This is a genomic window from Bacteroidota bacterium (assembly GCA_034439655.1).
Classification (GTDB): domain Bacteria; phylum Bacteroidota; class Bacteroidia; order UKL13-3; family UKL13-3; genus CANJUD01.
Map to the genome: position 1 here is coordinate 1 of JAWXAU010000094.1, position 11,103 is coordinate 11,103.

Here is an 11,103-nt window from a genome sequence, read left to right on the forward strand (position 1 = left end):
ATAGTTCTCCGCCTGTGGCGGATTTGGTTTGTAGAATGGTAATACCGAACTACATCCCGAAAGCCCCGCTTAATCCCGATAATTATCGGGATGCGGGGGAATTAGTCTCTTTCTTTTGGACTATTATATATTGAGTTTCGGTATAAGACAGTAAATCAATGGTTAATGGTTTATGCAGTACGGTGTACAACGAACTAGCAAACCTTACCGTCCGTCTATCAAAAACCTACCACGTTTTATTAAAGCTAGTTTATCTCGCAAAACAGGTTTGAAAAATTCTATTTTTTGAATACCAAAATGGCTTCTTAACTTGTTTAATTCACGCTCCAATATTTTGCGACTTCTGCTATAGTAATACCCTGCTTTATATAAAGGAGTATAATGAAAAATAAAAGGTTCACGCCAGGTGCGTTCCTTTTTGAACTTACAGATTTTATTATATAAATCCAGTTTCAATATCGATCTGGCATTGAAAAAACTAAAGTGCAGATCATTATAATAGGATAGTGGCATGATACTGTTTTTGGCCATAGCAATCCCCAATGCTACTTGCTCATTAAGTCCACCATCGGCACTGGGCAGGCGATAGGTTTCATGCTCATGTATAATACTTAAGGCTTCTGATACTATTTTCTTCCCTTCATTGTTAAACCTAAAAACTCCTGCATTAAATACCGGCAGATATGCTATTTGGTTATGCTTTAACCATTCGGTCATATTGATATTGGCATAGGAACCTCCTGTATATATTCCTCCGGGTACGCAGAATGACGACAGTGAAAGCTCTTTCCATAAAGTTTCTGGTTCCTTAATTAAAAGACAATCGCTATCAAAATATATAGTATCACTATAAGGGGTTTGAAGTGCTGCATGAAGTTTTCCTTCAAAGTGGTGCAACTGATTATTGCCCAATATAATAATTTTATCGAACCATTTATTATAGTTTAATTCTGAGCAAAGCTTGGCTAATACTTCGTCGGTAACCAAAGTAAATGGGGTTTCATCTTTTTGAAACCTATATGAAAGCAAAAGGCACAAAGCCTGTTCTAAATAGACTTTGTGCCCGTATGCTGCGGTTACATAACCACGGTTTGTCAATATTCTTATTTATTTATAATAAACTTACCAGAAACTTGCCCGCTTTGGTAATTTACTTTCCAAATATATAATTCGTTCGAAAGTTCGGAGGGTAGTTCTAATATCATATTAGCCCCTCCAAAGTTAAGCGGTCTATTAAAAACAACTTTGCCTTGCAAATCCATAACTTCCAGTGTTTTCATTTGTTCGTTATTTGGGTTTGCTATATATAATCGGTCATTACTATTATATACTCCAATTTTTGTGGTAGAAACTGCTTCAATGCCTACTCCATATATATAATTAAAAGTAAGTTCAAAATCCTGTGTTGGCACAGGGTCTTGAGGTGTACAGTCTTGACAGTAGCCTAGTATATGCCATTTCACAGTAATAGATTTACTTTTTTGTACGCCCATTCCTTGTATAACACTGCTATATAAATCGGTGTAATTCATCGACAAAAATGTATCTGTTAGTTTGTTCGATTGGTATAAAAAAGTGGGGTCCGAAACAAAATCGCTACCTTGGCTATCAATAAATAAATTATACTCGACTTTCGATTTAGAACCCAATATCATACTATCCGTAATTGCTTTGCTCCACCTGAACATCAAACTTTTATTATTGTCAGGGCCTGCAATGTCTATCACAGATTTGTTTGCAGGGATTAACAATGAATAGGGATGTGGCTCGTCGAAGAAATAATCTCTGATAAATTTTATTTTTAATTTGTTGGTAGCGTAAGCTGTTGAATTGTCAGGTTTTACATAGCCTGCGGTCCACTCCAGCGTAATAGATTTTCCCACTGCAAAAGAAGGGTCTATATAAGAAACAATATCTTGAGCTAATTGATCTACTTGAATCTGAGCAGGGAGTTGACCAAAAAGGCTGTATGACATCAGAGCTGAAGCGGGATTAAAACCAGCTTTCCCAAAATACAAATAGTCAATGGCCCGGTCAGCATAAAAACTAATAATGGTACCTCTCTCACCGCCTAAATGAATTACAGTATCGGTTTTAGGGCTAAGAACGGTCATGGCTTTGCCGAATGAGAGCAATACCATGCAAGCAATTAAAGTTGAGAATAATTTTTTACTCATAAATTTCATTTTATTATTATTGATTTTGTAGCAGCAAATTAAGTTTATAATATGCAAATAAACAAGATGTTATTTCTGCTTTTGTTCCTAACTTTTTACTATATACTTTTGCTGCAATAAATATATAAAGCAAGCATGAATGTTTCACTAGTTTCAGCTACGGGTAAAGACCTTGTCCCTATTTCTGAAATGGCCCAAAGAATATGGCAATTCCATTATGTTCCTATCATTGGTCAACAGCAGGTCGATTATATGCTGGGGCAAATGTATTCGGGCATTGCCATCCAAAAGCAAATTGAGGAAGGGCAAAAGTTCTATATTATTGTATATAATAATTTATCTGTGGGCTATATGGCTATCTCGCAAATTGGAACTGAGGAATACATGCTGCACAAATTTTATATTGAAACAGAAGAGCAAGGAAGGAACATCGGCCAACATGCTTTTGCGGCATTGCTGGATCGTTTGCCTCATTCAAAAAAAATATCACTCACCGTGAACCGTCAAAATTATAAATCCATCAATTTCTACTTTAAACTTGGTTTCAAAATAGAAAGTGTTGCCGATTTTGATATTGGTAATGGGTATTATATGAATGATTTTGTGATGTTCCTAGAATTTTAGCTTCGTCATATAATTGTAAACCTTATATTTTAGGACAACCTTTAGAACAGTGCATAGATTAATGTAGAAAATAACATTTCTCATCTTAATTTATTTCACTCATGAACAGCAATTATTATTTACTCGACATTATTTTTCAAAACCGTAACCGCTACTATGGTGCTTATCCTTTGCGTTTGTATTATAACGAAAGGCTATTAAAATCAATGCTTTTCACCATCCTTGGTTTTGCAGCATTTATATATATGTTACGTTGGGGATTTCATGAAGAAACCGTAGCTACAATTGTTCGCCCCGCCGAAAAAGACTCAGGCCATGTTGTTATAATAAAAACCTACGAATGGGATAAATTAATAAAAACCAATACAGAAAAGAGGACAGCCCCAAAACCTATTAAAGGTACTCCAAATACAAAACCCGTTATTGCTCCCGATATTGATGCAAACGCCGCAACCCTCGACCCCAAAAGAAAAGGAGCAATAGATGGAGAGGTGAAAGGGAAACTCTTCGATGGCTTGATTATGCCTGAAACTGGACCTATAACTATTCACGTAACCACTAAAAATCCCACTATATATACTAAAGTCGACAAACAAGCACATTATTACGACGACTTGTATCAATATTTAGATATACAAATCTCCTATCCTGCCGCAGCAGATAAATATGGTAAAGTATTGCTGAGTTTCGTGGTAGAATTGGATGGCAGCCTTAGTAATATAAGGGTAGAGCAAAGTCTTGAAAACGTATTGGACAAAGAAGCCTTGGAGGCTTTTGAAAAAATAAGCAAACCCGGTATGTGGAAACCCGCTGAAGTAGCAGGAAAACAAGTAAGATTCAAGTATATAATACCCATTAATTTTTTGGACCCTGAAAGCTTGTAAGTAGAGAATAAATCGGGGAAATAGTATTGCAACCGTATATATTGATTTGAATTTTTAAAAAGATTGGCGATGGAATAAAAATAAATTAAAGAAAGATTTTTATTCATAAGTAAATGTAAATTAATACATTTGCCTCAATCCCAATTTAATAAAAAATGAAAAAACATTCAAACTAATTATCCTGTTCTTTCCTTTTATTGTTATACCAATTCTTAAACTAAAATAGTTCTTCGTCTGTGGCGGATTTAGTTTTTAGAATGGTAATACCGAACTACAGTACATTTAGTCCCTTTCTTTTGGACTATAATATATTGAGTTTCGGTATAAATGGATTTCCCTTAAGGAAGTATTATAATAACTCCACCACAATAGCACTTGCACCGCCGCCGCCATTACAGATGCTGGCACAACCATATTTGCCACCGTGTTGTTGCAAGGTACTAATCAAACTCATGGTAATACGTGTACCGCTCATTCCTATAGGATGACCCATAGCAACCGCACCCCCATTTTTGTTTAATTTCTCTTCAGGTATTCCCAATATTTGACAGTTGGCAATTCCTACTACGGCAAAGGCTTCATTGATTTCAAAAGTATCTATTTGGTCAATTGTTAACCCCGCTCTTTCTAATGCTACAGGTATAGCTTTAGAAGGTGTGGTAGTAAACCATTCTGGTGCTTGAGCTGCATCGCCATAAGATACAATGCGAGCAAGTGGTTTTAATCCAAGTTCTGCTGCTTTTTCGGCACTCATTAATACAACTGCAGCAGCACCATCATTTAGTTTGGAAGCATTCGCTGCAGTGATAACACCATCTTTAGCAAAAGCAGGTTTCAAAGTCAGCATTTTTTCAAAGTTGCCTTTGCTCACATCTTCATCAGTATCAAATTGGATTGGGTCTTTGCCTCTTACAGGAATTTCTACAGGCACGATTTCATTTTTGAAACGACCTTCTGCTTGCGAAGCTTGGGCTTTTTTATAACTTTTTATTGCAAACTCATCCTGTTGCTCACGACCAATTTTATATTCTGTCGAACAAAGTTCGCCTGCTACGCCCATGTGGTAATCTTTATATACATCCCACAATCCGTCTTTTATCATACCGTCAATTAATTGAGCATGCCCCATACGGTAACCGTTGCGGGCCTTGTCTAAATAATATGGGATATTGCTCATGCTTTCCATACCACCTGCAACTACGATATCATTTTCGCCAAGTTTGATACTTTGTGCAGCCAACATAATAGCTTTCATTCCACTTGCACATACTTTATTAATGGTAGTACAAGGAGTAGTGTTGGGCAGTCCTGCATAGATTGCTGCTTGCGTGGCAGGGGCTTGGCCTAGATTGGCCGATACCACATTGCCCATATATACTTCATTCACTTGTTCGGGTTTAATTCCTGCACGTTCCACCGCAGCTTTAATGGCAAATGAGCCTAACTGTGTGGCGGTAAATCCGTTTAAAGCCCCATTGAAACTGGCTAGTGGCGTGCGTGCCATTGATACTATTACTACTTCTTTCATGTTTTTGTTATATATATATTTAATTTTTTGCGAAGGTAAAGATACAGGGAGCAAATAAACGAATTTGCAAAATGTTTCTGTTTTAGTTTATTATAATATAAAGCTTTATATTATAATAATATTTTATTGGGCAATTTCAAATACTTTTTCTGTCACCAGCCCATAGTTTTTGGTTTGGGCCAATTGTGGGTTTTTGATATGCCATTCAAACTCTTCACGGAAATGGCGTATAGCAGCGGCAACAGGCCATGCAGCAGCATCTCCAAGTGGACAGATAGTATTACCCTCAATACGGCGTTGTATATCCCAAAGCAAACCTATATCTTCCATTTTACCCGTACCCGTTTCTATATGATATAATACCTTTTCCATCCATCCAGTTCCTTCACGACAGGGGCTGCATTGTCCACAGCTTTCATGGCGATAGAAGCGTGCAAAATTCCACGTGTTGCGAACGATGCACTGGTCTTCATCATATACTATAAATCCGCCCGAACCTAACATCGAACCAGTAGCAAAACCTCCGTCGCTCAACGATTCATAACTCATCAAACGATCTTCTCCTTTTGCGGTTTTGCATACTAAAAAATGTGGCAGGATGGGCACCGATGAACCACCGGGAACACACGCTTTTAATTTTTTCCCATTTTTAATTCCGCCACAATATTCATCACTATATAAAAACTCTTCTACCGGAATTCCCATTTCTATTTCGTATACTCCTGGTTTATTTATATTTCCGCAAGCAGAAATTAATTTCGTTCCTGTACTTTTTCCGATTCCAATTTTTGCATATTCATCGCCACCATCATTTATAATGGGAACAACGGCAGCTATAGTTTCTACATTATTTACTACGGTTGGTCTTTGCCACAATCCTTTTACAGCAGGGAATGGCGGCTTAATGCGAGGATTGCCGCGTTTACCTTCTAAGCTTTCTAACAAAGCGGTTTCTTCGCCACATATATAGGCACCTGCACCGCAAGTAACGTATAAATCTAAATTATATCCTGTACCTAAAATATTCTTTCCCAACCAACCATTACTATATGCTTCGGCAATGGCTTTTTCTAATATATGTAATATCCACATATACTCTCCACGAATATATATATAGGAAGTATTTGCACCCAAAGCATAGCTACTCGTTATCATACCTTCCACCAAATAATGTGGAATTTTTTCCATCAAATATCTATCTTTGAAAGTACCAGGTTCACTTTCATCGGCATTGCAAACTAAGTAACGCGGCACACCTTCCGGCTTGGCAAGGAAACTCCATTTCATACCTGTAGGAAAGCCTGCACCACCACGTCCACGCAATCCCGATTTTTTTACTTCTTCCACCACTTCATTTGGTGTCATAGTTTTAAGAGCTTTTTCTACGCTGCGATACCCGCCTTCTTTGCGATATACTTCATAGGTTTCTATTCCTGCAACTCCAGCTTTATCTATTAATAATTTGCGTCCCATGTTTTATCCTTTGCTTTTAAGTTCTTCAATAATTTGGTCCACTTTTTCAGGGGTAAGATGCTCTCTAAAATTATCACCCAATTGCATCATAGGTGCATATCCACAAGCACCCAAACATTCTACACCTCTCCAGCTAAACAAACCGTCAGCCGTGGTTTCCCCTTGTTTCACACCCAAACGTTTTTCTATATGATTGCATATTTTTTCAGCACCTTCTATCATACATGGACCCGTATGACAAACATCGAATACATATTTGCCAACGGGCTTGGTAAAATACATCGAATAGAAAGTGGCAACTTCATATACTTCGATGGGTTTTAAGTTCATTACTTGTGCTACATAATCCATCACATCAGAACTTAACCAACCCCCAAATTCATTTTGTGCTATATGCAAAATGCGAAGCAATGCCGATTTGTGTTTTCCTTCGGGATACTCTGCCATTAAGCGTTTCACCAATTGCATATTCTCTGGGGAGAATTCAATTTTTTGATCTGTTGTCGTCATTTATATAATTATGATTTAACGATTTGCGATTTAATGATTTATTATACTATATATATTATGCATCCAATTCGCCGGCTATAACATTGAGTGAACTTAAAGTCACTACGGCATCGCTCAACAAACAACCTTTTATCATTTCGGGATAAGCTTGGTAATATATAAAACAAGGTCGGCGGAAATGCAAGCGGAAAGGTTTACGACCACCGTCAGACACCAGGTAGTAGCCCACTTCGCCATTGCCGCCTTCCACACTATGATATACTTCGCCTTTGGGTACATCGGTTTCTCCCATCACTATTTTGAAATGATAAATTAACGCTTCCATATTATTATAGACATCATCCTTTGGAGGCAAATAAAATTCTGGAACATCTGCATGATAATTTCCTTCGGGCAAATTATTATATGCCTGGTTAATGATTTTTATACTTTCCCAAATCTCTTGTTGGCGTACCATAAATCTATCATAGGTATCGCCCGAAGTACCAATGGGTATAATAAAATCAAAATCCTGATAACTACTATAGGGATTCATCACACGCACATCATAATCAACGCCCGCAGCACGCAAATTCGGCCCAGTAAAACCGTAGTTCATACTACGTTCGGCATCGAATGGACAAGCATTAATTACTCTGTCCATAAACACGCGATTGCGTTCGGTAAGGTCGCAAAACTCTTGGAATTTTTTAGGAAATTCAGCTAAGAATTTTTTTAGTTTTTGATGAAAGACAGGCGTGAAATCTCTTTCAAAACCACCTATTCTTCCTATATTGGTGGTGAGTCGTGCACCACAAACTTCTTCATATAATTCATATATCTTTTCACGCTCTTGGAACATATAAGTGAAACCCGTTAAAGCTCCAGTATCCACGGCAATAACAGTATTGCAAACCAAGTGGTCAGCGATACGTGCGAGTTCCATGATAATAACTCGCATATAATCTACACGTTTGGGAACGGTGCAACCAATTAGTTTTTCTACGGTCATATGCCATCCCAAATTATTGATAGGCGATGAGCAATAATTTAATCTATCGGTAAGCGGAGTTATTTGATTAAATGGTCGGTGTTCCGCTATTTTTTCGAAGGCACGATGTATATATCCAACGGTTTGTTCACTGTGATATATTCGCTCACCATTCATGGTAAGTATATTTTGGAAAATACCATGTGTGGCAGGGTGTGTAGGCCCTAAGTTGAGGGTGGAAAATTCACCTTCGAGTGTATCTATTTCTATAGGATTGGTACTCATAAATTATTTTATATAACGTTGGTCAAACTCCACATTTGAATTACCATCACGACCAAAGAAACGATCATCTTTGTCGGTACGTGTTCCGTCTTCCAGTTTGTATTGTTTTAGCATGGGATGATAATCCATTTCGTCCATGTTTAATATTCTTCGCAGGTCAGGATGACCTTTAAATTTAATCCCATAAAAATCGTAAGTCTCACGCTCCATCCAGTTTGCAGCTTTAAAAATATTGCAAAGGCTATCAATGTGTGGATCTTCCATTGCCATAAAACATTTAATACGAATACGAATATTTTTTACCCATCCGTGAAACATATATACCATTCCCAATTCTCTTCCTTTTTGCTCGGGATGGTGCATTCCACATAGGTCGGTCATGAAAGTGCATTGTAATAGTTCATCGCTTTTAATGAACTCAACTAAAGGTAATAAAGCATCACGATTTATTATAAGGGTGAGCATCCCATAAGGCTCGTCAAATTCCAAAATGCTATCTGCAAATTTGGTTCTGATATGGTCTAAAACTTCTTGGTTGGTCATTAGTATATTTAATGATTTAATGATTTGCGATTTAATGATTTTCGTCCTTGCTGTAACTCTGTCCCGATAGCTATCGTGATTATCTAAGAGTTATACTAGCTAATCTGATAAGAATCTTTTAAAGCTTTGTATTCTGGACTGTTGCGGCGATTTCCACTTTCGTTTTTCACCAGCTCTTGTAGTTTGATGATGCCATCAATAATTTGTTCAGGACGGGGAGGACATCCAGGAACATATATATCCACTGGGATTACTTTATCAATACCTTGCAATACAGAATAAGTATCGAAAATACCACCGCTGCTTGCACAAGCACCAATAGCAATTACCCAACGAGGCTCGGCCATTTGATCATAAACTTGTTTCAATACCGGGCCTAATTTTTTTGCAATAGTTCCTGCTACCAATAACACATCTGCTTGGCGAGGACTAAAGCTCATTCGCTCCATTCCGAATCGAGCCAAATCGTAATTGGAACCCATAGTTGCCATAAACTCGATACCGCAACATGAAGTTGCAAAAGGCAGTGGCCACAATGAGTTTGCACGGGCAAGGCCTATAATTTTATCTACACCAGTTGCGAAAAAACCTGGACCTTCAAATCCATCGGGGGCGTTTGCTACTTTGACCATTTATATTAGTTATTAGTTATTAGTTATTAGTTATTAGTTGTGAGATTTTTGTAGTGGGTTATGAGTCTGCCAACTCTCCCCTCACAAGTAATTTATTTTATTTTGTGTGCTTGCCCTGTGTGGTCTCTCCCCTCGCAAGTGGCAACTCACAACTATTTTATTTCTCCCATTCCAACGCACCTTTTTTCAATACATAAAAAAATCCGATAAGGAAAAATGCAACGAACATTACAACTGCCAAAAACCCAGACGAGCCAAGGGATTTAAAATTTACAGCATAGGGATAAAAGAATATTACTTCTACGTCGAATAGCACAAAAAGAATAGCCGTAAGAAAATATTTCACCGAGAATTTTACACGGGCGTCACCTTGTGCTTCTATACCGCATTCAAAGTTATCTTTCTTGATTGAGCCTTTGCTTTTGGGTCCGAGCATGGGTACCAATACCAATACTAACCCTACAAAACCCAAGGCCACAATAGATTGCAGTACGATAGGCATATAGGAAGAAGAAGAAGAATCTAACATGTTTCTATTTTTGATTTTTTACGTTGCAAAAGTACGAAAAGAAGTGACAAAAAAAGAATAGAATTAGCTTCTCTTTTTCAGTATTTAAAGTGCTTAATATTAAGCGGTTTGAAAAAATCGAATGTATATATAAGCAAAGCCTGCAATTTCTAAAATCAATATCGATGGAACACCGAGTTTAAATTTCCAAACTTGGGTTTTGTGGTGGGAAGCATAATACATACCCAACAAAATTCCCAAACTTCCAAAAACTAAGGCATGCCAAAGCAGCGTTTTTTCACTAATTCTTTTTCTATAGTTCACCGAACGGTTTTTATCTATCCTCATGAGGAAAAAGCAATAGAAGTTAAAAATTAATAGGGATATAATTATATATTTCAATGTTTCAAAGATAAGTCATATTTTATGTTGTTAATACATGGAAAGGGAAGACGGAAGCTAGAAGTGGGAAACTCTTAGATGGAAGATATGTACTCTTAGATGGTGGTTACGGGCTTTGAGATGGTGCATAATAGCCGAATAAGGCTGGATTAGTGGCATGGGGCGGGCATTATTTATATGCCAGTGTGGAGACTTGCGATAAGACCACACAAGAGAGAGTGTTACGAGGGCAGAGAAATAATTTAAGCAAGTATTTGTACCAAAGGTTATTCATACCTAAATTTGACAGCTCCTAAATCTCAACTTTATGAAACACTTCAAAAATTACTTAGTAACATTTTTATTACTATTCACAGTAAGTATAAATTTGTTTGCAACAGCCCCCACTTCAACCACAGTGCCTGCCAGCAGGGTTACCTATACAGGAGCAAACCTTAACTGCTTGTCTAACCCTGGCAGCGATACCACCACCCTTAGCTTCGAGTATGGTCTCACAACCTCTTATGGCTCTACGGCATCGGTTTCGGGCACCGTATCTGGTAGTAGTGTGGTGTTTAAGTCTGCTAC

At 37.6% G+C, this 11,103-nt stretch carries 13 protein-coding genes; 3 read left to right on the forward strand and 10 right to left on the reverse strand.

The genetic code is table 11. The features are described 5' to 3' along the window. Positions 1 to 204: 204 nt before the first annotated feature. Both SGJ10_06455 and SGJ10_06460 read right to left on the reverse strand, forming a co-directional pair. Positions 205 to 1,098 carry a hypothetical protein gene (locus tag SGJ10_06455; GenBank protein MDZ4757766.1) on the reverse strand — a complete coding sequence of 298 codons (894 nt, stop codon included), beginning with the start codon at positions 1,096 to 1,098 and terminating at the stop codon, positions 205 to 207. A 5-nt stretch (positions 1,099 to 1,103) separates the two neighbouring features. Next, complete coding sequence (locus SGJ10_06460; GenBank protein ID MDZ4757767.1) at positions 1,104 to 2,177, reverse strand: SusE domain-containing protein; 1,074 nt, start codon at positions 2,175 to 2,177, stop codon at positions 1,104 to 1,106. Positions 2,178 to 2,312: 135 nt separating this feature from the next. Between SGJ10_06460 and SGJ10_06465 the strand changes: the two genes are divergently transcribed. Both SGJ10_06465 and SGJ10_06470 read left to right on the forward strand, forming a co-directional pair. After that, entirely contained in the window at positions 2,313 to 2,801 is a 489-nt protein-coding gene (locus SGJ10_06465) for a GNAT family N-acetyltransferase (GenBank protein MDZ4757768.1), read from the forward strand. A gap of 101 nt (positions 2,802 to 2,902) precedes the next feature. After that, on the forward strand, positions 2,903 to 3,685 hold the full coding sequence (locus tag SGJ10_06470; protein ID MDZ4757769.1) for a TonB family protein: 783 nt from the start codon (positions 2,903 to 2,905) through the stop codon (positions 3,683 to 3,685). Positions 3,686 to 4,034: 349 nt separating this feature from the next. Here SGJ10_06470 and SGJ10_06475 read toward each other — a convergent pair whose 3' ends face one another. From SGJ10_06475 to SGJ10_06510, 8 genes are all read right to left on the reverse strand, one after another. Beyond that, positions 4,035 to 5,213 carry an acetyl-CoA C-acyltransferase gene (locus tag SGJ10_06475; protein ID MDZ4757770.1) on the reverse strand — a complete coding sequence of 393 codons (1,179 nt, stop codon included), beginning with the start codon at positions 5,211 to 5,213 and terminating at the stop codon, positions 4,035 to 4,037. A 123-nt stretch (positions 5,214 to 5,336) separates the two neighbouring features. After that, entirely contained in the window at positions 5,337 to 6,686 is a 1,350-nt protein-coding gene (gene nuoF / locus SGJ10_06480) for an NADH-quinone oxidoreductase subunit NuoF (GenBank protein ID MDZ4757771.1), read from the reverse strand. A 3-nt stretch (positions 6,687 to 6,689) separates the two neighbouring features. Beyond that, the gene (locus SGJ10_06485) at positions 6,690 to 7,196 is read right to left on the reverse strand and encodes an NAD(P)H-dependent oxidoreductase subunit E (protein MDZ4757772.1); all 507 of its coding nucleotides are present in this window, start codon (positions 7,194 to 7,196) and stop codon (positions 6,690 to 6,692) included. A gap of 55 nt (positions 7,197 to 7,251) precedes the next feature. After that, positions 7,252 to 8,451 carry an NADH-quinone oxidoreductase subunit D gene (locus SGJ10_06490; protein ID MDZ4757773.1) on the reverse strand — a complete coding sequence of 400 codons (1,200 nt, stop codon included), beginning with the start codon at positions 8,449 to 8,451 and terminating at the stop codon, positions 7,252 to 7,254. Positions 8,452 to 8,454: 3 nt separating this feature from the next. Next, positions 8,455 to 8,994 carry an NADH-quinone oxidoreductase subunit C gene (locus tag SGJ10_06495; GenBank protein ID MDZ4757774.1) on the reverse strand — a complete coding sequence of 180 codons (540 nt, stop codon included), beginning with the start codon at positions 8,992 to 8,994 and terminating at the stop codon, positions 8,455 to 8,457. Between the two features lie 95 nt (positions 8,995 to 9,089). Next, positions 9,090 to 9,626, reverse strand: a complete 537-nt coding sequence (locus SGJ10_06500; protein MDZ4757775.1) for an NADH-quinone oxidoreductase subunit B — start codon at positions 9,624 to 9,626, stop codon at positions 9,090 to 9,092. Between the two features lie 157 nt (positions 9,627 to 9,783). Next, positions 9,784 to 10,155, reverse strand: coding sequence for an NADH-quinone oxidoreductase subunit A (locus tag SGJ10_06505; protein ID MDZ4757776.1), 372 nt, complete (start codon positions 10,153 to 10,155; stop codon positions 9,784 to 9,786). A gap of 99 nt (positions 10,156 to 10,254) precedes the next feature. Beyond that, a complete protein-coding gene (locus SGJ10_06510) occupies positions 10,255 to 10,536 on the reverse strand; it encodes a DUF1294 domain-containing protein (protein MDZ4757777.1) in 282 nt (93 codons plus the stop codon). 307 nt (positions 10,537 to 10,843) lie between these two features. On the opposite strand from SGJ10_06510, the gene SGJ10_06515 reads away from it, so the two are divergent. Then, positions 10,844 to 11,103 (forward strand): hypothetical protein (locus tag SGJ10_06515; GenBank protein ID MDZ4757778.1); only part of this gene is annotated, 260 nt, incomplete at its 3' end.

What these genes read in the sequence shown, in the direction of transcription:
- SGJ10_06460 (MDZ4757767.1), bottom strand. Translation starts at nt 2,177, where the DNA reads ATGAGTAAAAAATTATTCTCAACTTTAATTGCTTGCATGGTATTGCTC.
- SGJ10_06465 (MDZ4757768.1), top strand. Translation starts at nt 2,313, where the DNA reads ATGAATGTTTCACTAGTTTCAGCTACGGGTAAAGACCTTGTCCCTATT.
- SGJ10_06470 (MDZ4757769.1), top strand. Translation starts at nt 2,903, where the DNA reads ATGAACAGCAATTATTATTTACTCGACATTATTTTTCAAAACCGTAAC.
- SGJ10_06475 (MDZ4757770.1), bottom strand. Translation starts at nt 5,213, where the DNA reads ATGAAAGAAGTAGTAATAGTATCAATGGCACGCACGCCACTAGCCAGT.
- nuoF (MDZ4757771.1), bottom strand. Translation starts at nt 6,686, where the DNA reads ATGGGACGCAAATTATTAATAGATAAAGCTGGAGTTGCAGGAATAGAA.
- SGJ10_06485 (MDZ4757772.1), bottom strand. Translation starts at nt 7,196, where the DNA reads ATGACGACAACAGATCAAAAAATTGAATTCTCCCCAGAGAATATGCAA.
- SGJ10_06490 (MDZ4757773.1), bottom strand. Translation starts at nt 8,451, where the DNA reads ATGAGTACCAATCCTATAGAAATAGATACACTCGAAGGTGAATTTTCC.
- SGJ10_06495 (MDZ4757774.1), bottom strand. Translation starts at nt 8,994, where the DNA reads ATGACCAACCAAGAAGTTTTAGACCATATCAGAACCAAATTTGCAGAT.
- SGJ10_06500 (MDZ4757775.1), bottom strand. Translation starts at nt 9,626, where the DNA reads ATGGTCAAAGTAGCAAACGCCCCCGATGGATTTGAAGGTCCAGGTTTT.
- SGJ10_06505 (MDZ4757776.1), bottom strand. Translation starts at nt 10,155, where the DNA reads ATGTTAGATTCTTCTTCTTCTTCCTATATGCCTATCGTACTGCAATCT.